This window comes from Streptomyces sp. NPDC023838 (genome assembly GCF_040639555.1).
Classification (GTDB): domain Bacteria; phylum Actinomycetota; class Actinomycetes; order Streptomycetales; family Streptomycetaceae; genus Streptomyces.
Window position 1 is genome coordinate 76,489 of the sequence record NZ_JBFAAD010000013.1, and the last position, 22,345, is coordinate 98,833.

Here is a 22,345-nt window from a genome sequence, read left to right on the forward strand (position 1 = left end):
TTACGTCACCTCACGTACGCATACGACGAAACTCCTGGCGGATCGTTCCGCCAGGAGCTTCTTCGTACAGAGGAGCTTCTTCGTACAACAGGCGCAACGCGGAGCTACTCCAGCCCCGCCAGCCGCAGCAGCAGCCCCTTCACCTCGGTGGCCTCCACCGCGTCGCCCACCGCGTCCGGAGCCGAGCACAGCAGCAGCGGCCCGTCCCGCGGGTCGTCGGGCAGCCGTCCGTGGCTGCCCCGCACCGGCGACGGGTCCAGCGGCACGACCGCCATCCGGTAGCGCATCCCGAGCTTCTTGCGCGCCAGCGCCTTCGCGGCCTTGACCTTCACATACGGGTCGAGCGGGTCCATGAACAGCTCGACCGGGTCGTACCCGGGCTTGCGGTGGATCTCGACGAGCTGGGCGAAGTCGGGGGCGCGATCGTCGTCCAGCCAGTAGTAGTACGTGAACCAGGCGTCCGGCTCCGCGACCGCGACCAGTTCGCCCGAGCGCGGGTGGTCGAGGCCGAAGCTCTTCTTGCCCTCGTCGTCGAGGAGTTGGTCGATGCCCGCCACGTCCGCGAGGGCCTCGCGGGTGGCGGCCAGGTCCTCGGGCCTGCGGACGTAGATGTGCGCGAGCTGGTGGTCGGCGACCGCGAAGGCGCGGGACGCCATCGGGTCCAGGTACTCCATGCCGTCCTGGGTGTGGACGTCGAGCAGCCCGGCGCGGCGCAGGGCGCGGTTGATGTCCACGGGCCGGCTGACCCGGGTGATGCCGTACTCCGAGAGCGCCACGACCGTGCGGCCCGCCGCCTCGGCGTCGTCGAGCAGCGGCGCCATGGCCGCGTCGAGGTCGGCGGCCGCGCGGTAGGAGCGCGGGTCGTCGGGTCCGTACCGCTGCAGGTCGTAGTCCAGGTGCGGGAGATAGCAGAGCGCCAGGTCGGGCTCGCGGGTCGCCAGGATGTGGCGGGTGGCGTCGACGATCCACTGGGAGGAGACGATGTTCGCGCCGGGTCCCCAGAAGTTGAAGAGGGGGAACGTTCCGAACTTTCCGTGGAGTTCGTCGTGGAGCGCCGGGGGCCGGGTGTAGCAGTCGGGCTCCTTGCGGCCGTCGGCGTAGTAGACCGGACGCGGGGTGACCGTGATGTCGGTGTCCGCGCCCATAGCGTACCACCAGCAGATGTTCGCGACCGTGTAGCCCGGGTGGGCGCGGCGGGCCGCGTCCCACAGCTTGTCGCCCTCGACCAGGCCGTTGTGCTGGCGCCACAGCAGGACCTCGCCCAGGTCGCGGAAGTACCAGCCGTTGCCGACGATGCCGTGCTCGGCGGGGAGCGTACCGGTCAGGAAGGTGGACTGGGCGGCGCAGGTCACGGCCGGGAGCACGGTGCCGAGCCGGGCCCGGGAGCCGGAACCCGCCAGCTTCCTGAGGCGCGGCATGTGCTCAAGCAGCTTGGGCGTGAGGCCGACGACGTCCAGGACGAGGAGCGGGGTCGGGGCGCCGGCGTTGGCGTCGGTCATGGCAGTTCCTTGAGGCCGAGGTCGGTCAACAGGTCCATGGCGAGGGAGAGTTCGGCGGCGATGCCGTCGGCGAGCCGGTCCCGGTCGCGCGGGCGCAGTTCGGCGGGCAGGGCCTGCCAGGTGTACGTCTCGACCTCCAGGTGGCGGGTGCGCGCGACCGGGCCGCCGACCAGGGACTCCAGCGCCTCGCGCAGTACGGGCAGCGTGGAGGTCAGCGGCGCCACGGGCCGCGCGTGCAGCGGTACGTGGAAGTGCGCGCGCCAGGGCGCGGTGTCCGGCAGGGCGTCCCCGGCCAGCGCCTCGTCGAGGTCGTCGGTGCCGAGGAGCCCGGCGCCGCTCCTCGTACGGGTCTGGTGGAGGAAGCGCGGCTCGGCGAACTCGGCGAGCGCGGCGCGCACTTCGGCCCTGTGCGGCTCCTCGGCGTGCAGCGCGGCCGACAGCTGGACTTTCGGGATCGCGATCCCGGCGGCGTCCAGCGCGGCGAGGGCCCTGGACGGGTCCTCGAACGAGGTCGCCAGATGGCAGGTGTCGACGCAGATGCCGATGCGCGGCGAGCCGATCGCGGTGAGCGGGGCGATCGCGTCGGCGGTGGTCTCGACCGTGCACCCGGGCTCCGGCTCCAGGCCGATCCGGACGGACTTGTCGGTCTCCTCCTCCAGCGCGTCCAAGCGCGCCGCCAGCGCGCGGAGCGCGGAGTGCGCCGTCTCCTGCGCCGCCGCGTCGAAGCCGGTGCGCCAGGCGAGCGGCAGGGTGGAGATGGTGCCCTCGGTGACGTCGTCGGGGAGCAGCGCGGCGAGCAGCCGGGCCAGGTCGGCGGTGTGCTCCAGGCGTTCCGGGTCGGTCCAGTCCGGCTTGTAGACGCGGTACTTGACCTCCTCGGCGCCGAAGCCGTCGTACGGGAAGCCGTTGAGGGTGACGACCTCCAGGCCGCGTCCGTCGAGCTCCGAGCGCAGCCCGCGCAGCGCGGCCGGGTCGGCGCTCAGCTCGTCGGCCGCGCCCCGGGCCAGCCACAGGCCGATGCCGAGCCGGTCGGTGCCCAGGCGCCGGCGCACCGGCTCGCAGTGGTCGCGCAGCTGGGCGAGGACGCCGTCGAGGGTCTCGGCGGGGTGGACGTTGGTGCAGTACGCGAGGTGGACCGTGGAGCCGTCAGGATGGCGCAGTCGCATCGGCTCACTCTCCGCCGCGGAGAATGGAGTTGCCCTCGTGCTGGGCCTCCGGCGCCGCCACCGACAGGTCGAGACGGCCGCTCAGCCCGTAGAACGCGACCGGGTTGCGCCACAGCACCAGGTCCACCGCGTCCTCGTCGAACCCGGCCTTCAGCATGGCGTCGGCCACCTTGCGGGTCTTGAGGGGATCGCTCTTGCCCCAGTCCGCCGCCGAGTTGACCAGCACCTTCTCGGGGCCGTACTCGTCGAGGATCGCGACCATCCGGTCCTCGTCCATCTTGGTGTCCGGATAGACCGAGAAGCCGAGCCAGGCGCCGCTGTCCTTGGCCTCGCGGACGGTCGTCTCATTGAGGTGGTCGAGGAGCACTCGGTCGGCGGCGAGCGCGGACTCGCGTACGACGTCGATCGTGCGGCGCAGACCGGTCAGCTTGTCGCGGTGCGGGGTGTGCACCATGGCGGGCAGCCCGTGTTCGGCGGCGAGCTGGAGCTGGACGGCGAGCGCGGTGTCCTCGGCGGGTGTCATCGAGTCGTAGCCGATCTCGCCGACCGCCACCACGCCGTCCTTGACCAGATAGCGCGGCAGCTCGTCGAGGACGGGCGTACAGCGCGGGTCGTTCGCCTCCTTGGGGTTGAGGGCGATCGTGCAGTGGTGGGCGATGCCGTACTGGGCGGCCCGGAACGGCTCCCAGCCGAGCAGCGCGTCGAAGTAGTCGAAGAAGCTCGCGGGGGATGTGCGGGGCTGGCCCAGCCAGAACGCGGGCTCGACGACCGCGCGCACGCCCGCCGCGTACATGGCCTCGTAGTCGTCGGTGGTGCGGGACGTCATATGGATGTGCGGGTCGAAGATACGCATGGTCAGGACTCCTCGGCCCCGGTGAGGGCCAGTACGCGGTGCAGGTCGTCGGGGACGGGGCGGGCGGCGGCGACGCGTTCCTTCGCGTAGTCGCCGAGCATCCGGGCGAGTTCCGTGTCGCCCTGCGCGCGCTCCCGCAAGGAGGCCACGGCGGCCACGGACACGCCGGTGAACAGGCACTTCAGTACGGCGTGCCGCCAGGCGTGCGGGTCCAGGTGGGCCGCCGCGTAGGGGCCGACGGCGGCCGCCACCAGCCGGGTGTCATTGGCGCGCAGGGCGTCCTCGACGAGCGGCACCCCGGCGGCCGGGTCGAGGCCGAGGTCCGCAAGCGCCAGCAGGACGGCCCGGCGCTCGGCGGCACTGCCCTGCTGGTAGATCCGGGTCGCGGTGGGCGCGTCGACGCGGGCGGTGTGCAGCAGCAGGACGCGGGCGTCGTCCACGGCGTCGGCGCCGAGGTGGCGGCCGGCCGAGGCGAACCGCAGCTCCCAGGGCGCGGTGCCGTATCCGGCGGCCGGGCGGTCGGCGGTGTGCGCCGCCTCGGCGAGCGCCTCGTCCAGCCAGGCACGGGCGGCGCCGCCCAAGCGGGCGTCGAGTTCCGCACGAGGTATCACGGGCTACGCTCCCTTCAGGGGCGAGGCGGCACCCGCGATCAGCGGGCGCAGGAACTCCAGGGAACGGCGGGCCTGTTCGGGGCCCGCGTGGGAGTGGCGGGGCAGCTCGACGACGGTCAGACCGCGGTAGCCGGTGGCGGCGAGCGCCTCCAGGACGGGCGGGAAGTCGATCTCGCCGTCCCCGAACGGCAGGTGTTCGTGCACCCCGCGCCGCATGTCCTCGATCTGGACGTGCCGCAGCCAGGGGGCGGCGGCGCGTACGCACTCCGCGGGCGTGAGCGGCTCCAGGCACTGGCAGTGCCCGATGTCGAGCGTGAGCCCGAGCGGCTCCGGATCGCCCAGCTGCTCGCGCAGCCGGTGGAAGTCGGCGAGGGTGGCGAGCAGGTGGCCGGGCTCGGGCTCGATGGCGAGCGGGACGCCCGCGCCGGCGGCCGCGTCCAGGACCGGTGCGAGGGCCTCGCCGAGGCGCTTCCAGGCGGTGTCGTCGTCGGTGCCGTCGGGGGTGACGCCGCTGAAGCAGTGCACGGCGTGCGCGCCGAGGTCGGCGGCGACACGGACGGCCGTGACGAGCAGCTCGGTGCGGCGGGCGCGGGCGTCCGGGTCCGGGTCGAGGAGGGACGGGCCGTGCTTGCGCGTCGGATCGAGTACGTACCGGGCGCCCGTCTCCACGGTCACGTCCAGACCGAGCGCGTTGAGACGACGGCCCAACTTACGGGTACGGGCCGGAAGTTCCGGGGCGAGCGGATCCAGGTGCATGTGGTCGAGGGTCAGCCCCACGCCCTCGTACCCGAGGTCCGCGAGGAGCCCGAGGGCGTCGCCGAGGCGGAGGTCGGTGAGGCCGTTGGTGCCGTAGCCGAGGCGGAGGCTCATGTGGGGCTGACCTTTCGTGCGAGCTTGCGGGCTACGGGGATGAGGGCGGTCAGGGCGGCGGCGGTACGAACGGATCCGGCCCGCGCCGCGAGGGCCGCCTGGAGCGGGATCATGGCCTTGATGCCGCCGCCGACCGCCCGCTGGGTGAGCGGGGGTGAAGGGTTGAGGGCGGCGTGGAAGTAGGGCTTGGCCGCGGTGGCCAGGTAGGTCGCGGCGAGGGCCGCACGGGCCAAGTCGTGTGGCGCTACTGGGGCTCCGCCCCGGGCACGGGTTCGGCTGCCCCGGCGGAACGGCTGCCCACCGCGTACGGGACGGTCGGTGACGGCACCCGGAAACGGCGTACGGCCGCCAGTCAGCGCGCCCAGGATCGTGGTCAGACCCAGCGCCGCCAGGGGTGCCCCCGCCACACCCCCCTGCGTCTCGTTCCTCGACACCGTCGTCACCGCGTACGTGTGCGCGCCCAGGGCCGTCGCCGGGAGCAGCGGGTGCTTCGTGACCTTGCCCGTCGTCGCCGTCGCACCCAGCAGGAGGTCCAGGGAGCGGGCCGCCGCCATCGCGGCCGGGCCCGCCGCCGTGTGCTTCAGGCGCAGGTCGTACGCCCACACCGTGCCCGCCAGCGCCGTCGCCACAAGCCCAGCCGGGCGGCCCGCGCGGTAGGCGAGCGCCAGGCCCGCGCCGGTGAGCCCGGCCGCCGCAGCCAGGGCCGCGGCCGGCTTGACGCGGCCGGACGGGATCGGGCGGTGCGGGCGGTCGACGGCGTCCTCCTCGCGGTCCGCCCAGTCGTTCAGGGCCATGCCCGCCTCGTACAGACAGAGCGAGGAGCCCACGGCGAGCGCGGTGCGCCGGTTGGGGCGCAGCCCGGCGGACGCCGCCCCCGCGAGGGCGTCGCCGGGAACGGTGAACAGGGCGGAGACGCGCAGGAGTTCGGCCCAGTCCCGCAGCACCGGCTTCACCGGCCCTCCCGCAGCCGCTCGGCGAACGACAGCAGGGCCCCGTACTGCTCGGCCAGCGCCGACGAACCGCCGTCCGGGTCCTTGAAGTAGAAGCCCAGCTCGGGGCGGGGCCCGGTCAGCCCGGCCTCGTGGGCGCGGGCGGTGAGGCGGGCCAGGTCCAGGACGAGCGGTGCGGCGAGCGCCGAGTCGCAGCCCTGCCAGATCGTCTGGAGCACCATCCGCGAGCCGAGGAAGCCCTCGAAGAGGATGTGATCCCAGGCGGTCTTCCAGTCGCCTAGCGCCGGGACGTCGTCGATGTGCACTTCGCCCTCGGGCAGCGTGCCGAGGGTGTCCTCCAGGACGCGGTTCTTGCCCGCGTTCTTGGCGGCCGCGGCCGCCGGGTCGGCGAGCGAGGCCCCGTCCCCGCCGCCGAGCAGATTGCTGCCGGACCAGGCCCGTACGGCCAGGGCGCGCTGGCGGAACATCGGCGCGAGCACCGCGCGGAGCAGGGTCTGGCCGGTCTTGCCGTCGCGGCCCGCGTACGGGACGCCGGCCGCGTCGGCCGCGGCCTCCAGGTCCGGGTGGCGCAGACCGGTCGACGGGGTGAAGTTGACGTACGCGCACCCGGCGCGCAGCGCGGCCGCCGCGTACAGCGACGAGGCGGGCAGCCGGGTGTCGCCCTCGGCGGGCGCGGGCTCGGTCGAGGAGACGTTGACGACGACGGTGCGGGCCACGCCCGTGCGGTGGGCGAAGCCGGTGATGTCGGCCGCGAACGCGGCGATGAGCTCCTCGTCGTCGCGGGTGTCGCCGGGCAGCGGGCCGCCCATGCGTATCTCCTCGTCGGCGGCGGCGAGTTCGGCGCGCACGGCGGCGGGCAGCCCGTGCGGGAGCACTCCGCCGGCCTCCAGCTCCTCGGCGCGCTTGGGCAGCGGGCTGCTGGCCACGTCGTGGCCGCCGAAGACGAAGGACGACAGCTCGGGAAGCCCGGCGCCGGCGAAGTCGGCGGTCTCGGTGACCATGCCGGTGGCGGGCTGGAGCCCGGCGGCGACGGCGGCGCATCCGGCGACCGCCGTGGTGGCGACGGAGCCGCGGGCTCCGATGAACCAGACCCCCGTCCGGGGGCCGTGGTCGCGGGTATCTGCGTAAGGGGACACGGACAGCCTCCTGGTTACGTCAGCGCGTTGAAGCCTTTCCAACCTGACGGTAAGGGCGGCTGGTTGGGCAGCTGTTCGAACGTATCGATGATCCGCCCGCCGGTGGATCGATGGGGGTGTGCCGCAGTTGCACGGGTCAACGGGCGGAGTGCCGGCCCGGGCTTTCGGCCCGTGACCAGCACTCCTGCCTCGTCGCTCATCACTTGTGCGCGGTGTTCAGCGCTCACCGGCGCTGTCACGGCCGGCGCCCGGCCGGGTCACTCGGCCCGCTGCTGGAGCTGCTCGGCAAGGGTCTGCCAGGCGGCCGCGCAGCTGCGCGCGAGGTCGGCGACCTCGGGCGCCCAGTGGCCGGGCAGGCCACGGCCCAGGGTCTCCATGCCCTCGCCGTCCACCGTGTAGTGGTGGAGCCAGCGCAGGGTGCGCCGGCCCGCCTCGTTGAGCCGCAGCGAGGGGTCCTCGCTCAGCTTGGCCAACAGCTTCTGCCGGTCGACGGTCACCTCCCGCCGCTCGCTGCGGGCGCTCACCGCGCGCTGCGTCTGGCGGGGCACCACGGGCGTGCCCGGCGCCGGGCTCTGGCCCGCGGCCGCGCGGTAGCGGCCCGGCACGGGGTCCTCGCCCCGGTCGATGCGCTGGCGCACGTCCCGCACGGTGGCCGGGGAGAGGCCGGTCGCCCTGGCCACCTCGCGCAGCCCCGCGTTGGGCCGCTCGTGGATCATCGCGGCGGCCTGCTGGCGGCGGTATCCGCTGTCCAGCGGGCGCAGGCGGCCGTCGCGGCCGAGGCGCGCGTTCGACTGCGGAGCGTCCGCCGAGGAGCGGGACCGGATCCGGGAAATGGTCTTGTCGGAGAGGCCGACGGCGGCGGCGACCGCCCGGTCCGACCACTGCGGGTGGGTCATGATGATGCGCGCGGCGGCCACCGAGCGGTCCGACCGCGACAGCGGCAGACCGTGGGTGACGTTGGCCTTGACCGCCAGGACGTATGCGGCGCCCTCGTCGCAGTCGACCATCCGCGCCTGGATGGTGGTACGGCCGTTGAGGAGCGCGGCGCGCACCCGGTGGGTCCCGTCGATGACGCGCATCGACGAGCGGTGGACGGTGATCGGCGGCAGCGAGTCGCCGGCCTCGGCGAGCACGCGCACATGGTCCTCGTCCGCTCCGCCGAGGCGGGGCGAGTCCTCGAAGACCAGGGAGTCGATGCGTACTTCACCGGCGGGATGCGACTCGATCCAGACCATGGAGGTCACGACCTCGTCGAGGTCCGCCGCGTGGATCTTCAGCAACTGATCGTCAATTGATTGCTCGGCCAGACTCACTTTGCGCCCCCTCGCAATGAATCGGAACCGGAATCCACTTCCGGTGTGCGAAATGAAAGGCGACGGGCGAAGCCTTGTCAACCACCCCGGCGCAGGCTCGCCGAGCCCGGATTCCCTTGCGGGACAAGGCCGTTCACGCGCGCGCGAGCCGCCCACGGGGGCAGCCCGAAGGGCCTCCGGAGCGGCGCGTACCGCACTGCTGTACGGGGGCAAACGTCGTTCCACAGGAGCGGAAGTTCAGGTTCCGTCAAGCGCGGACAACCTTCTGTACCGTCGAAGGTGAACAGGCGGGGGAATCGGCCCACCGGGTGGCGCCGGACGTCAGGGACCGTCAGAAGAGGGGGCGGAATCACACATTCAGCCGGGCCGATCGGGTTCGCACTCGTGATGCGCCCGGGGTCGTCGCCGACCCCTGGGGTAACCCCCGGTCGCACATCCGGCGCGGAGCGCTGGCCCAACTCCACCCGACTGGCGCGAAGTTGGCCGATTTGTTGTCCGAGAACAGCCCCGGAACCCGTCACACCGGCGTGACGGGCCCCGGGCCTGCGAAGATCAGCCGACGCAGATGCCGTCGACCGCGACCTTCTCGTACAGATGGGGCGAGACGGTGCACCCCTCCGGGTAGCCCTCACCGCCCGGGCGGAAGCCGGGGTTGCTGTGCGCCGCCGCCAGATGGGCGGCGGACTGCCAGACCGCGACGTTCACCAGGATGCGGCTGCCGGCGATGCCCCGGTGCATCTGGGTCGAGATGAAGCCGGGCTGCCGCTGGAAGTATGCGGCGTCCGTGCGCCAGAGCGCCAGGAACTCCTCGGCCCTGCCCTCCGGCACGGTGAAGGTGTTGATGAGCACGACCGGGCCGGTGCTCTCCTTGAGCTGCTCTGTATAAGGAGTGGTCTCGTCGGCCTCCACGAATGCGATCACTGGACCTCCTGTGCGTCGGCGGAATGAGCCGGGGCGCCGGATCAGCGCGGCGAGCCGAACCAGCGCGCGAGCGCGTCGAGCAGTTCACCGCCGTCCGGGGCGACCCAGGCGACGTGTCCGTCGGGACGGAGCAGGACGGCGTCCGGCGTCGTCCCCTCGGCCGTGTCCGCCGGAACCCAGCCGTCCGGCACGATGTCCACCCGGTCCGACCAGCTCGCGTCGGTGACGATGTCGATCCGGTCGGACCAGCCGGCGGCGAGCCTGGCCGCCTCGGTGCTGCCGTCGGCGGTGACGAGTACCCCGCGCGCCGGGTGCAGCAACTCCGATATACGGGTGGTGGAGCCGTCCCCGAGCTTGACCTCGCGGTCGGGCATGCGCAGCCCGAGCAGCGGGTGGCCGACGGCGCCGCCCATGTCGTAGCGGATGCCGAGCCCGCTGACATGCCCGGCGAGGCGCCGCGCCGCGTCGGGCGACTGCACCAGCTCGCGCATCACCTGGCGCATCGGCTCCATCTCGTCACCGGTGAGATAGAGGGAGGCCTGGGCGAGGGTGTTGCGCAGCAACTTCTCGCCCACCGGGTGCCGTTCGGCGTGGTACGTGTCGAGCAGGCCCTCGGGCGCCCAGCCGTTGACGGTGGCGGCCAGCTTCCAGCCGAGGTTCACCGCGTCCTGGACACCGACGCTCAGCCCCTGGGCACCGGCCGGGATGTGGATGTGGGTGGAGTCGCCGGAGAGCAGGACCCGGCCGCGCCGGTACTCGGCGGCCTGGCGCGTGGCGTTGGTGAACGCGCTGACCCACTTCGTCTCGGCGCCGTGCAGCGACTGCCCGGTGAGCTCCTGCCAGGAGTCCGCGATCTCGGTGAACGTCAGCTTGCTGCTGTCGCGGGGAGTGAGCTTCGCCGGGTGGATGATGATCCGGGTCACCCCCTCCTCCAGGCGGATCGCCATCACCATGCCGCCGTCGACCCGCTCGCCGATCACGCGCGGCTTGATGTCGGGGCGGTCGACGACATCGGCCACGTACATGCCGCGGGTGGCCTCGCGTCCGGGGAAGTCGATGCCGGCCAGCTTGCGGATCCTGGAACGCCCGCCGTCACAGCCCACCAGGTACTGGGAGGCGTGCTCGATGCGGCCGTCCGGCCCGTCGACCACGACCGTGATGTCGTCCGGCCCTTCCCGGTAGTCGACCACCTCGTATCCGCGGCGCACGTCCACGCCCAGGTCGCGGACCCATGCCTCCAGGATCTCCTCAATGCGGTACTGGGGCACTCCGCGGATGCCGAAGTGGTTGTCCTCCAGGGCGGTGAAGTCGATGCGCACCCCGCCGAAGTGGCCCTCGTTGCCTATTTCGATGTCACCGAAGCGGGCCAGCAGTCCCCGCTGGTGGAACACCTCGGCGGCACGCCGGGTGAAGCCGACGCCGCGGGACTCACCGCTCGGGGTGGCTCTCTGCTCGTAGACAACGACGTCGACACCGTTCAGCCGGAGTTCGCCGGCCAGCATCAGCCCGACGGGTCCGGCACCGGCAATGATCACGCCAGTTCCCATTTTTGCCCTCCTGGATGAGATATGCGAGATCGAATTCAGCACTTCGGGAATCAACCCACAACGCCTCTCGACGCCGATCGAACGGCCCGTCGAGCTCGAAAACGGAGCGTTGGATGTGATCATGCTCAGCGGCTCACAGAAAAGACCTTTCGGGCCGCCGAAGAAGTCTGCAACTCAACGATCAGGGGCGTCAAGGGGAATGGGTCCTGCTGTTTTTTCTTGATCTTTTCCGATGGCCCCCTCAGCCACTGAGGCAACCCTTAGCTAAATTTCCCCCACTCCCTCTCCAGTGATCCATTCCCATCCGTCGGAAACGGTCAGCAAAACGGAATAGGAATAACTCATTCAGCACGCCGAATGAAACCGAATGGTCTCATTCCGGATGGCCGACGGGCGGATCAAGATCCACTACGTCGCGCGACATCGACTTTCCGCGGTTGCCCTCTTGACTGGGATATTTGGATGTTGGAAAGGTGATCCGCGCAGAACACCAGACTTAATAAGGAGAGCCACGATGTCCTCCGCAGCTACTCAAAAACTCACGGTTTTTCTGGCGTTCCCGCAGGATGCCGAGGAGGCGGTGACGTTCTATACGTCCCTCTTCGACAACTCCGAGGTGGTCAACACCATCCGCGCCCGAGCCGGTGAGCCCGGCTGGGTGGAGGGGACCCTGCAGCACGCGGTCTTCACGCTGGCCGGCCAGCAGTTCATGTGCATCAACATCCCGCCGGACGGCGCCCGGGGCTCCGACCACGCCCCCTGGGACAGTTACGCGTTCTCTCCCGCGATGGCGGTGTATGTGCAGTGCGACTCGGACGAGGAGTTCGACCGGGTCTTCGAGGGCCTCTCCGAGAAGGGCGAGGTGATCATGCCGGTGGGCACGTACGGGTTCAGCGCCAAGTTCGCCTGGGTCAACGACCGCTTCGGGGTCTCCTGGCGGATCAATCTTTCCGAGAGCAAGGTCAAGTGACGAGCTGGGTCAAGTGACGAGCCAGGTCGGGTAACCGCCCCCCTGTGTCACCGTCGGCCATGAGGTACTGCTGCCTCATGGCCGACGCACCACTGCGCGGAAACGTTTTTCCATATCGCTCTTATTACTTACCGGTCAGTTACTTACCCCGGCGCCCGCCGCTCGGCTGCCCGCTGACCGTTTGCTCACCGCCCTTTTTGTCCACCGCTCATTTTGCTGTACCGGGTTTCCCCCCTGCCCGGATTCCTGTGCCCGTTTCGCGTTGCCTTCGCAAAATGCAAGACATCCGTCGAACATCCCACTGACCACGGGAGAGCACATGATCTTGGTAACCGGCGCGACCGGTAACGTCGGCAGAAACATCGTCGACGAGCTGGTGAAATCGGGGGAGCAGGTACGGGCCATCGCCCGCGACCCCTCCAAGTGCGTACTGCCGGGCGAGGTGGAGGTCCTCGCGGCCGACCTGAGCCGGCCCGAGACCCTGACCCGCGCACTGCGCGGGGTCGAACGCCTCTACCTCTGGCCCGTGTTCGGCGAGCTCCACGGAGCCGTCGAGGTCATCGCCCGAGCCGGGGTGCAACATGTCGTCATGCTGTCTTCCGAGGCGGTCACCTATGCTGCCGAAGAGCCGCACATCGCGTGCGAGAAGGCAGTCGTCGAGTCGGGAATGTCGTGGACGTTCCTGCGGCCGAGCGCGTTCATGTCCAACGATCTCCTCTGGATACCCCAGATCGCCGAAGACGGAGTGGTCCACGGTGTGTACGGAAGTTCCGCGATGGCGCCGATCCACGAGCGCGACATCGCGGCGGTCGCGGTGAAGTCCCTGCTCGCGGCGGAATCCGGAATCATCCATGCCATCACCGGGCCCCAGTCGCTCAGCCCGGCGGAACGGGTGCGCATGCTCGGCGCCGCGCTCGGCATCCCCACCCGCTTCCAGGAAGTGCCGCGCGAACGCGTCCGCGCCCAGATGGTCAGGTACCTCTCCGGGTACGTGGCCGACCAGATCCTCGACCGGCGCGAGCAGACCCAGGGCGAGGTCGCGGAGGTGCTACCCACCGTCGACGTCGTCACCGGCCGGCCCGCCTACACGTACGCCGAGTGGATCACCCACCACGAGGCGGAGTTCCGCCCCGTACTCCAGCTCTGACACTTTGTGAGGTGCACTGTGCATTCCGCCGTCAATGAGACCTTGAACTCGCTGGACCGCACACGTCGGCCCGTCATCGGCATCACGGCCGTCGTGACCCAGATCAAATTCGCGATCTTCGAGATGGACGCGACGTTCGTACCCCAGACGTTCGTCCAGAAGGTCGCCGACGCCGGCTGCATACCGGTTCTGCTGGCCCCGCAGCCCGGGATCGAGCAGGCCGTCGACGGACTCGACGGTCTGCTGATGCTCGCCGGCCCGGATGCGGACCCGGCGCTCTACGGCCAGGAGAAGCACGAGAAGACCGGCTGGAACGACAAGGTCCGTGACCGGCACGAACTGGCGTTGCTGGAAGCCGCGTTGGCATCCGACCTGCCCACTCTCGGCATCTGCCGGGGCGAGCAGCTGATGAACATCCTGCGTGGCGGCACGCTCCAGCAGCACCTGCCGGACATCGTCGGCCACGACAACCACTCCCCCGGCGGCAAGGAGTACGGACAGCAGAAGGTGCGGCTCGAACCCGGCAGCCACCTGGCCAAGTTCCTCGCCAAGGACGTCGTGCCCTGCCATCACCACCAGGTCATCGACCAGGTGGGCGAGGGCCTGACGGTGACCGCCTGGTCCGAGGACGGGACGATCGAGGCCATCGAGGTCAACGACCACCCGTTCGCGGTCGGTGTGCAGTGGCATGCCGAGGAGTCCGACGACGACAGCCCGTTCACGGCGCTCGCGGAAGCGGCGCGCCAGCGAATGTCGGTACGGCGCGGCTGATTTCACCGTTCCGTAGTCGCCGACTCGGAATCCGCTCAAGAAACGAAAAAGGAACGACAGAGGCGCAGCCCGGCCCGATGGCCGTGCTGCGCCTCTTGGTGTTGCATGGAGCGTGTCGCGTCGAGCGGTGTTTCCGGGGGGTGTGGGCCACGAGAAACCGGGGAGGTTCCCGGTTTTCATGACTCCATCCGGGTGCCGGGCGGCTACTCCGCCAGCACCTTCACGTCCATTTCGTCCAGTTGCCCGGGGTCGGCCAGCATGTCGATCGCGGCGATCCGTCCGTCCACGACGATGAAGTCGAAGACGACCTTCACGCTGCCGTTCGGTGCCCAGACCATGCCCGGCGCCCCGTCCACCAGCGCGAGTTGGGCGACCTGGGCCCGGCCCGAGAACGTCTTGGCCACCGCCTGGGCACCCAACGCACCGCTCGCGCCCATCGCCAGGGCGGCGCCGTCGACACGGACGACGACCTCCGGGTCGAGCAGGGCGAGCAGTTCGTCGAACCGGCCGCCGCGCGAGGCGGCGAGGAAGGCGTCGACGATCTGCCGCTGGCGCCCCCGGTCGGCGACGGGCGCGGCCTCGGCGCCCTGGACCCGGCGGCGCGCCCGGCTGGCGAGCTGGCGGGTCGCGATGGTGGAGCGCCCCACGACCGGGGCGATGTCGTCGAAGGGGACGGCGAACATGTCGTGCAGCACGAAGGCGAGCCGCTCGGCCGGGGAGAGCGTGTCCAGCACCACGAGGAGCGCCGGGCCGACCGAGTCGACCAGCACGGCCTCCTGTTCGGGGTCGGCGCTCTCGTGCTCAGCGTGGTGGACGGGCGGTGGCCGCTCCCCCAGCAGGTCCTCGCGCCGCGACTCGCGCGAGCGCAGCATGTCCAGGCAGACCCGCGCGACAACCGTGGTCAGCCAGCCGCCCAGGTTCTCCACCGCGCTCACGTCCGAGCGGCTGAGCCGGAACCAGGACTCCTGCACGGCGTCCTCGGCCTCGTTCAGCGAGCCCAGCATCCGGTAGGCGACGGCCCGCAGATGGGGGCGGTGCGCCTCGAAGCGCTCCGCCAGCCGTTCGGTCTCGTCCATCGGTCACATTCCTCCACCGGGCCCGTCGTCACACACTGCGAAACCCAGCCTATGGGACAAGTCACATCACGTTCTGATCTTGGATGTTCGGTATCCAGTTCGGTCATTCCCTATGAAATTGTCCGGCTGTCGGCCTTGTCGGCCATTCCCTGCCCCGGACGCCGCCCGGCATCCGGGACAGGGCCCCCTCGCCCGTTGGTCCGTCACCGGTCGCCGTCAGCCGAGCTTCGCGGCCAGGAACTCCTCCCAGCTCACCCGGGCCGTGTCGTATCCGCCCTCGGGGCCCTTCGGCAGCAGCCCGCCGGCCCGGATCTTCCCGATGCCCGGCATCCACACCGGGACCACCGGGGAACCCTTGTGGACGGCCTTCAGATACGCGCGGATCATCGCGACCGCGTCGGTGGCCTGCGGCCCCACCAGGTCGCGCACCCGCCCGGCCGGCTCATCCAGGGCCAGTTCGGTGAGCCGGTCCGCCACCTCCTCGGGGTCGATCGGCTGCACCCTGAAGCCCGCGGGCACCGGGACCAGCGGCAGCTTCCGCGCCTTCTGGGCCCCGTTGAGGACGAAGTCGTAGAACTGGGTGACCCGCAGCAGCGTCCACGGCACGCCGGACTCGGTGACCACCCGCTCCGACTCCAGCTTGGACTTGAAGTAGCCGAAGGAGACGTCCTCGACGCCGACGATGGAGATGTAGACGAGATGGGCGACTTTGGCCTTCTCGGCCGCGCGCACCAGGTTGCGGGTGGCGTCGGCGTCGCCCTTCTTGTCGCTGGCGCAGTGCACGACCGCCCGGACGCCGTCGACCGCGGGGCCGATGCCCTGGTCCTTGGCCAGGTCGCCGGTCACGTACGCGATGCCGTTCTCGTCCGGGCGGCTCTTCCTGCTGAGCACCCGGACGTCGGCACCGGCGTCCCGCAGCCGGGAGACGACCAGTCGTCCCAGCGTGCCCGTGCCGCCGGTCACCAGGATGGGCGACGTCATGGATCCTCCTTGGTTGAAGTGTCGCCACATTGACGAGCCGGCCCGCGAAAGTGTGACGTCGCGGTTCCGGACCGGCCCCGGACACGCCACGGGCGCACCGCTTCCCCCAGGAAGCGATGCGCCCGCGATCGAGGACCGCACATACGAGCCGGTGCGTGTGTCGTACGTACGGGGTCAGCCCAGACGCGCCGATTCCGCCCGCGGCCTGACCGGAAGGTCCGCCTCGTCGCGCTCGGGATGGCCCGGGCGCCAGAACTTCGGGCCCAGCTCCAGGGCGAGCGCCGGGATCAGCAGGCTGCGGACGATGAACGTGTCCAGCAGGATGCCGACCGCGACCAGCAGGCCCTGCTGGAGCGAGGCCACCGTCGGGATGGCCGCCAGCACGCTGAAGGTGGCGGCGAGGACGAGCCCCGCCGAGGTGATCACACCACCGGTGACGGTGAGGCTGGTGAGGACGCCGTCGCGGTGGCCGCGTTTGCCGACCTCCTCGCGGGCCCGGGTCATCAGGAAGATGGTGTAGTCGACACCGAGGGCGACCAGGAAGAGGAAGCCGAACAGCAGCAGCCCCCGGTCGATCCGCGGATATCCGACGGCGTGGAAGAGCAGCGCCGCGCTGCCGACGGCCGCGGTGTACGAGAGCACCACGGACAGCAGCAGCATCAGCGGCGCCACCAGGGCCCGCAGCAGGATGATCAGCATGATCAGGACCACCGCGAGGATGAGCGGGATCAGTACCTTCTCCTCCTTGCCCTGGGCGTCGGAGGTGTCCAGCGCGATCGCGGTCTGACCGCCGACCACCGCGTCCTTGGCCTCGCCGGAGCTGCCGTCGAGCGCGGTGCGCATACGGTCGACGGTCTTCCGGGCGGCCTGGGTGTCCGGCGCGTCCTTCAGGACGGACTCGATGTGCGTCCAGCCGTTCTTGGACGCCACGCTGGTCGCGCTGGTGACGCCGGGGACGCCCTGGACCGTGGAGAGCGCGGCGGCCGCGCCCGAGTCCTTGACGTACACGTCGGCGGGCGCCGAGGAGCCGGCCGGGAAGTGCTTGGCCAGCAGTTCCTGGCCCGAGACCGAGTCGACCTTCTTGGTGAACTGCTCGGCCTGGGTCTGACCGGTGGTCAGCGACATCGCGCCGAACGCCAGCGCCCCGAGGACGATCACCGTACCGATCCAGATCGGGCGCGGCCTGCGGCCCACGAAGCCGGAGATCTTCCCCCAGAAGCCGTGCTCCTTCTCGACGCTCGCGTCCACGTACTCCGCCGAGTAGCGCGGGGTGAACGGCCAGAACACCCAGCGGCCGAGGATCACCAGGAACGCGGGCAGCAGCGTGGTCATCGCGAAGTAGACGATGACGACGCCGAGGGCGACGACCGGGCCGAGACCCCGGGTGGAGTTCATCGAGCCGAACACCAGGCAGAGGGTGGCGATGCCCACGGTCGCCGCGGAGGCGGTGATGGCGGGCAGGCAGCGTTGCAGCGCGTACACCATCGCCTCGTGGCGGTCCTCGTGGCGGTGCAGTTCCTCGCGATATCGCGCGATCAGCAGCAGCGCGTAGTCGGTGCCGACGCCCAGGACCAGGACGATCAGCACATACGCGCTCTGTCCGTTGACCGTCAGCCCCGCGTGTTTGGCGAGGAGGTAGACGACGGCGCTGGCGACCTGGCTGGCCAGGCCCACCGAGAGCAGCGGGATCAGCCAGAGGATGGGGCTGCGGTAGGTGAACAGCAGGAAGATCGCGACGAGTCCGAGCGTGGCACCCATCAGGGCGCCGTCCATGCCGGAGTAGACATCGATGAAGTCGCCGATGCTGCCGGCCGGGCCGGTGATCTTGACGTCGAGGCCGTCCGGCGCGTTCTTCTCGGCCGCCTTGCGGAGGTCCTTGACCCCGTCGCCGAGGACGCTGTTGTCGCTCTTGTCCGCCTTGATGGGCACGCTGAGGAACGCGGCCTTCTTGTCGGACGCGACGGTGACCTGGGGGACCTCGGCCGCCGCGATCTTGTCCGAGACGAACTGGGCGCGGTCGCTGTTGACCTTGGCCAAGTCGGCGTCGGTCAGGCCGCTTTCGCGCGCGTAGACCACGACGGCCCCGAGCCGGCCCTTGTCCTGGAAGTAGTCCTCGGCGATCTTCACCGCCTTCGTGGCCTGCGCGTTCTTCGGCAACCAGGTCTGGGCTTCGTTGTTCTGGACGTCACCGAGCTTGGCCGCAAGGGAGCCGCCCACGCCGATGAGCAGCACCCAGAGCACGAGGACGGCCCACTTGGCGCGGCGGCCGGCGACCACCCTCGCGTACCTGTGGGCGAAAGACGTCGTGGACGGGGGCGGCGGCTCCTCGGTGGACTGCCTCGGTGATGGAGGATGCGTCGTCATGACTGCTCGCTAAGGGTCGGGAGTCCTGCGCGGCCGTGCGGCGCTCAGGGCTCGGTCGAACTCGGGCTGTTCGAGGGGCCTCCCCTGTACGACCCGATCGCCTCGACTCGATCGGGGTACCTCTTCCTGTCACATGAGCTGGGTTTTGTTCGTCACTGCTATGACGGAACGTGGCCAGAGGGTGTGACCGTGACGCGTTCGTCACTCACTGACGGAGCGCGACGAAGGAATGTGACCGATGGACGACGGCGAATGGCTGGCGCGGCGTTTCGAGGAGAACCGACCGCATCTGCGGGCCGTGGCGTACCGGATGCTGGGGACGCTGAACGAGGCCGACGAAGCCGTCGAGGAAGCGTGGTTACAGATCATCGACAGCGGGGACGACGCCACGGACGAGGGTGTCCGGGGCCTGCCCGCCTGGCTGATGACGGTGGTCGCGAACGTCTCCCTCGACCGGCTGCGCTCGCGCAGAACGGTTTCCCCGGAGACGGCCCTGCTGCCGCGGGTGCCCGCCGCGCGCCGGGCGCCGGACGACCTGGAGTCCCCGGTGCCGGACGCGCTGGCGGCGGACCTGGCCCGGATGGGCCCGGCCCACGAGGAGTTGCTGGCCGACTCGGTGGGCCTGGCGTTGCTGGTGGTCCTGGAGACGCTGGACCCGGCCGAGCGGATGGCGTTCGTCCTGCACGACCTCTTCGGTCTGCCGTACGCGGAGATCGCGCCGATCGTCGGCGCCGCCGGGCCGGACGCGGCGCGCGACCTCGCGGGCCGGGCGCGAGTGCGGGTGCAGAGCGTCGACCCGCTGCCGGACGAGGGCCCGGACCGGCAGCGCCGGATCGTGGACTCCTTCCTCACCGCCTCACGCGGCGGCGACTTCGGCGCGCTGATCGCGATGCTCGACCCGGACGTGGTGCTGCACGCCGACCCGGAGGCGGTGGCGGCGGGCGCGCCGACGGAGGTGCGGGGGGCGGACTCGGTGGCGAAGACGTTCTCGGGGCGGGCCCGCTACGCCCAACTGGCCCTGGTGGACGGGTCGGTGGGTGCGGTGTGGGCGCCGCGCGGCCGGCCGCGGGTGGTCTTCGGCTTCACGATCGTGGACGAGCGGATCACCGGCATCGACATGCGGGCCGCTCCGGACCGGCTCAGCCAGACCGATCTGACGATCCTGGGCGACTGAACAGCATCCCGGGCGACAGCGAACAGCACCCCACGTGACAGCGGCGCGCCACCGGCCTCCGGGCCCGGTGGCGCGCCGCTTCTCGTTGAACGTATTGACGTTCCGAGAACGCCTTCACCCGCCCGCCAATCAGCCGCCCGGCGGGATTCCCTTTGCTTCACCCATAGGCCGGGCGATAGGGGAATGTGCACGGCAGGAATAACGGACACAAATCCCGGAAAACGGTATGGTGACACCAGTAAGCGGCCGTGCGTGGACTTGCCGCGCGGCAGCGGGCGGGCAAGGTGTTCGACTGCGAAAGTTCCGCGGTTGCACGGGCGCCCTTCGCGTATACCTTCGCACGGTGTGGCCGCCGCGGCCCGGCCGGACCGGCCGCGCCCTGCACCGCGATTCCGTAGCCCTCGCAGGTCAGCGGGGCCATCGTGAGGTCCTCCGGGCCTGTCCGCACGTCTGTGGCGCGGTGACTTGAGCATATTGCGTCCCCTTGCGGAACCGGGGATTATCAACTGTCCGCGCGATTCAAGATTCCCTCCAGCAGGAATCCACCGCACGTTTTGATCCGCGCCTGCACACCGCTCGCCCGCCGTTCCCATGAAGCGGGCCTCCGTGTAATTCTGGCCGACGTCGCCCAGGTCGCGGCGCGCTATTGATGGTCTCTTACGTGGTCACGAGCGAAACAGGACAAGAGGGGGCCCACATGCCCACGAATACTTCGGACGACTCACTCGACGAGGTGGAAGGCTCGGTATCCGGACGCAACAAGGTGATCGCCGAGCGCAGGCGCAGCGAGACGTGGAAGAAGCCGCCGCGCCGCATCGAGCGGGCCGAGTGCATCACCTGCGACACCTGCCTGCGTGCCTGCCCGCCCGAGTTCAACGCCATCTTCGACAACGGGCTCGACGTCGTCATCATCCCCGAACTCTGCTCGGGCTGCCCCAAGTGCGTCCTGGAGTGCCCCGTCGACTGCATCTACGTGGACGAGGACTGGACCCCGACATCCGACGAGATGTGGAACCACATCGGGCTTACCGCTGAGGGTGTGTCATGACGAGTTCCGCTGAGCGCAACGGCACCTCGCGCCGGGCCATCAACGCCAAGAAGCGCCAGAGCCGCCGTCCCAGCCGGCTGGGCCTGCTGGCCGGTGCCACGCCGAAGCCGGACCGCCTCAAGGACGAGGACGCCGGTTTCCCCACCCTCCTCAAGCGCGCCTGGGAGAAGGCCGTCGAGGCCCCCGACCTGCGGACCGCGGTGAACGCCCTGCTCACGCTGGACGGCCATGTCCCCGCCGACGTCCAGCTGCGTGCGCTGCGCACCGCGGACGAGGCCGCCCTCAAGGTGCTCTGCGGCATCTCGTGGCGCGAGGAGAACCTGCCCGCCCCGGTCCGCGACACCCTGGAGCGCCCGGCGTTCCTGGGCGAGCTGGGCCTGACCACCACCGGCCGCATCGTCGTCCGCGTCCCCTCCCAGGGCTCGCTCGCCGACGAGGAGAACCTGGTCGACGGCGTGATCGACGTGCCGTGGTCGGCGCAGGACCTGCTCGACTACGAGAGCGAGGTGAACCGCGCGGCCGCCCGCTACGCCGACCAGGTCGTCGACTGCCGCCAGTGGCTGGCCGCGCTCGGCACCCCCGCCCGCGACGAACTCCTCGAAACCGTACGGGAGTCCGCGCTGCGGACCGCCCCCTTCGTCCTCCACCAGGAGGGGAAGCTCTACACCAACTTCCGCGAGGGCAACAACCTCATCGGCAAGACCCTCTGGGCGGGCCACCCGAGCGAGACGTTCAGCAGCCTGCTGGGCGTCGAGATGGAGCGCTGGTCCGACCACGACGCGATGCTGGTCGTCTGCCTCACCCTGCTCGTGCGGTCGGCGGGCGCCGGCCGCATCGAGGAGGCCAACGGCACCCAGCTCACCCTGGACCACCTCGCGTACATGCTGGAGCGCACCCGCCGCAACTACAACGCGGTGCCCGGCGGCGAGCCGGTCCCGGCCGCCCCCACCCACCGCGTCGAGGCGCTCAACGCCCTCGCGACGGCCCTGCGCGAGCGCCGCGTCGGGCACGTGCTGCCCAACGCCCAGCTCTACCGCGAGATCCACGGCGCGCTGATGCACAAGATCGAGCGCCTGGCCGGGCCGTACGGCGAGGTGTCGCGGCAGCGCGAGGCGGACCTCACCGAGCGGCTGCGCGACCGGCTGCCGGTCACCGGCGCCACCTTCGAGGAGCTGAGCGCGAGTCTGACCGCGGCGCCCGGCTGGCTGGCCCGCCCGTACGGCGAGTTCGGCACCGGCCTGGAAGCCCTGGTGTACGAGACGGTGGCCGGGGCGACCGACGTCTTCGAGGCCGACTTCGCGATGAGCCGCGGCATGCGTTCCATCCCCGAACTCATGCGCGCCCTGCGGGAGCAGAGCTGGGCCGAGATAACCAAGTGGGACATCACCGACTTCTTCTGCTGCGTGGTGCCCGCCCCGGCGGCCAAGCGCTACTTCGAGGACTCGGTGCCCCAACTCGCCGACACCGCCTGGGCGATGTCCTCGCGGATGCAGTACAACTCCTGGCACTTCATCGCCGGCAACCTGCCCAAGGTGCCCGCCGTGGTGGAGCGCGACCACTTCATCCCGCCGACCATCCCCGATGTCGCCTTCTACTCCGACCAGCACCACCACGGCCACGTCGCGGCGAAGGTGCGCTTCAGCATCCGCAGCCCGCAGGCGGTCGAGGTGATGGGCCGGAAGTTCAACGGCTTCATGGACCTGCGCCTGCTGCGCTGCGAGGGCAGGCCGTTCGACGAGAGCGACCTGCTCGCCGCCCACCGGACCTCCGGGTTCATCGCCGGTGCCATGAGCGCCGCCGCCGCGCTGGTGGCCGAGGGCGAGGACATCGAGGTCACCGCCTTCGACTCCGAGTGGCACCTCAAGTCGGTCCAGGCCGCGGCGGCGAGCGCCAGACAGCCGCACCAGGTGTCGTGACCGGCGTCCCACCTGTCCTTGCAAGGAGATCC

At 70.7% G+C, this 22,345-nt stretch carries 19 protein-coding genes; 6 read left to right on the top strand and 13 right to left on the bottom strand.

The features are described 5' to 3' along the window. Nucleotides 1-104: 104 nt before the first annotated feature. From AB0G17_RS18190 to AB0G17_RS18235, 10 genes are all read right to left on the bottom strand, one after another. Nucleotides 105-1,499 (bottom strand): nucleotide pyrophosphatase/phosphodiesterase family protein, encoded by a 1,395-nt coding sequence (locus tag AB0G17_RS18190; RefSeq protein ID WP_361383084.1) that lies wholly within the window; start codon nucleotides 1,497-1,499, stop codon nucleotides 105-107. Next, nucleotides 1,496-2,665 carry a metabolite traffic protein EboE gene (gene eboE, locus AB0G17_RS18195; protein WP_361383087.1) on the bottom strand — a complete coding sequence of 390 codons (1,170 nt, stop codon included), beginning with the start codon at nucleotides 2,663-2,665 and terminating at the stop codon, nucleotides 1,496-1,498. Before eboE ends, AB0G17_RS18190 begins: the two co-directional genes overlap by 4 nt. A gap of 4 nt (nucleotides 2,666-2,669) precedes the next feature. Beyond that, entirely contained in the window at nucleotides 2,670-3,518 is an 849-nt protein-coding gene (locus AB0G17_RS18200) for a TatD family hydrolase (RefSeq protein WP_361383090.1), read from the bottom strand. 2 nt (nucleotides 3,519-3,520) lie between these two features. Further along, nucleotides 3,521-4,129, bottom strand: coding sequence for an EboA domain-containing protein (locus AB0G17_RS18205; protein ID WP_361383093.1), 609 nt, complete (start codon nucleotides 4,127-4,129; stop codon nucleotides 3,521-3,523). Between the two features lie 3 nt (nucleotides 4,130-4,132). After that, nucleotides 4,133-4,999 carry a sugar phosphate isomerase/epimerase family protein gene (locus AB0G17_RS18210; protein ID WP_361383096.1) on the bottom strand — a complete coding sequence of 289 codons (867 nt, stop codon included), beginning with the start codon at nucleotides 4,997-4,999 and terminating at the stop codon, nucleotides 4,133-4,135. Beyond that, nucleotides 4,996-5,952 (bottom strand): SCO3242 family prenyltransferase, encoded by a 957-nt coding sequence (locus AB0G17_RS18215; RefSeq protein ID WP_361383099.1) that lies wholly within the window; start codon nucleotides 5,950-5,952, stop codon nucleotides 4,996-4,998. Before AB0G17_RS18215 ends, AB0G17_RS18210 begins: the two co-directional genes overlap by 4 nt. Then, nucleotides 5,949-7,091 (bottom strand): inositol-3-phosphate synthase, encoded by a 1,143-nt coding sequence (locus AB0G17_RS18220; RefSeq protein ID WP_361383356.1) that lies wholly within the window; start codon nucleotides 7,089-7,091, stop codon nucleotides 5,949-5,951. The genes AB0G17_RS18215 and AB0G17_RS18220 overlap by 4 nt, the downstream gene beginning before the upstream one ends. Before the next feature lie 251 nt (nucleotides 7,092-7,342). Beyond that, complete coding sequence (locus AB0G17_RS18225) at nucleotides 7,343-8,398, bottom strand: ParB/RepB/Spo0J family partition protein (RefSeq protein WP_361383102.1); 1,056 nt, start codon at nucleotides 8,396-8,398, stop codon at nucleotides 7,343-7,345. Nucleotides 8,399-8,950: 552 nt separating this feature from the next. Continuing rightward, nucleotides 8,951-9,319, bottom strand: coding sequence for an antibiotic biosynthesis monooxygenase family protein (locus AB0G17_RS18230; RefSeq protein ID WP_361383105.1), 369 nt, complete (start codon nucleotides 9,317-9,319; stop codon nucleotides 8,951-8,953). Nucleotides 9,320-9,360: 41 nt separating this feature from the next. Next, a complete protein-coding gene (locus tag AB0G17_RS18235) occupies nucleotides 9,361-10,866 on the bottom strand; it encodes an FAD-dependent monooxygenase (protein ID WP_361383108.1) in 1,506 nt (501 codons plus the stop codon). Between the two features lie 514 nt (nucleotides 10,867-11,380). Between AB0G17_RS18235 and AB0G17_RS18240 the strand changes: the two genes are divergently transcribed. The 3 genes from AB0G17_RS18240 (at nucleotide 11,381) to AB0G17_RS18250 (ending at nucleotide 13,754) form a co-directional block, all read left to right on the top strand. Continuing rightward, nucleotides 11,381-11,836, top strand: coding sequence for a VOC family protein (locus AB0G17_RS18240; RefSeq protein WP_361383111.1), 456 nt, complete (start codon nucleotides 11,381-11,383; stop codon nucleotides 11,834-11,836). Between the two features lie 319 nt (nucleotides 11,837-12,155). Continuing rightward, nucleotides 12,156-12,983 carry an NAD(P)H-binding protein gene (locus AB0G17_RS18245; protein WP_361383114.1) on the top strand — a complete coding sequence of 276 codons (828 nt, stop codon included), beginning with the start codon at nucleotides 12,156-12,158 and terminating at the stop codon, nucleotides 12,981-12,983. A 42-nt stretch (nucleotides 12,984-13,025) separates the two neighbouring features. Next, on the top strand, nucleotides 13,026-13,754 hold the full coding sequence (locus tag AB0G17_RS18250) for a gamma-glutamyl-gamma-aminobutyrate hydrolase family protein (RefSeq protein ID WP_361383117.1): 729 nt from the start codon (nucleotides 13,026-13,028) through the stop codon (nucleotides 13,752-13,754). 203 nt (nucleotides 13,755-13,957) lie between these two features. Here the strand turns inward: AB0G17_RS18250 and AB0G17_RS18255 are convergent, their stop codons facing one another. The 3 genes from AB0G17_RS18255 to AB0G17_RS18265 all read right to left on the bottom strand — a co-directional run bounded on the left by AB0G17_RS18255 (nucleotide 13,958) and on the right by AB0G17_RS18265 (nucleotide 18,175). Further along, nucleotides 13,958-14,830 carry a sigma-70 family RNA polymerase sigma factor gene (locus AB0G17_RS18255; RefSeq protein WP_361383120.1) on the bottom strand — a complete coding sequence of 291 codons (873 nt, stop codon included), beginning with the start codon at nucleotides 14,828-14,830 and terminating at the stop codon, nucleotides 13,958-13,960. Nucleotides 14,831-15,046: 216 nt separating this feature from the next. Then, complete coding sequence (locus AB0G17_RS18260; protein WP_361383123.1) at nucleotides 15,047-15,811, bottom strand: NAD(P)H-binding protein; 765 nt, start codon at nucleotides 15,809-15,811, stop codon at nucleotides 15,047-15,049. A 174-nt stretch (nucleotides 15,812-15,985) separates the two neighbouring features. Further along, nucleotides 15,986-18,175 (bottom strand): MMPL family transporter, encoded by a 2,190-nt coding sequence (locus AB0G17_RS18265; protein ID WP_361383126.1) that lies wholly within the window; start codon nucleotides 18,173-18,175, stop codon nucleotides 15,986-15,988. Between the two features lie 238 nt (nucleotides 18,176-18,413). Here AB0G17_RS18265 and AB0G17_RS18270 point away from each other — a divergent pair, with 238 nt between their 5' ends. The 3 genes from AB0G17_RS18270 (at nucleotide 18,414) to AB0G17_RS18280 (ending at nucleotide 22,313) form a co-directional block, all read left to right on the top strand. After that, nucleotides 18,414-19,349: a sigma-70 family RNA polymerase sigma factor gene (locus AB0G17_RS18270; protein WP_361383129.1), complete on the top strand. Its 936-nt coding sequence runs from the start codon at nucleotides 18,414-18,416 to the stop codon at nucleotides 19,347-19,349. A gap of 697 nt (nucleotides 19,350-20,046) precedes the next feature. Further along, nucleotides 20,047-20,397 (top strand): 4Fe-4S dicluster-binding protein, encoded by a 351-nt coding sequence (locus tag AB0G17_RS18275; protein ID WP_361383132.1) that lies wholly within the window; start codon nucleotides 20,047-20,049, stop codon nucleotides 20,395-20,397. Continuing rightward, nucleotides 20,394-22,313, top strand: a complete 1,920-nt coding sequence (locus AB0G17_RS18280) for a hypothetical protein (protein WP_361383135.1) — start codon at nucleotides 20,394-20,396, stop codon at nucleotides 22,311-22,313. The genes AB0G17_RS18275 and AB0G17_RS18280 overlap by 4 nt, the downstream gene beginning before the upstream one ends. The last annotated feature ends 32 nt before the right edge of the window (nucleotides 22,314-22,345 follow it).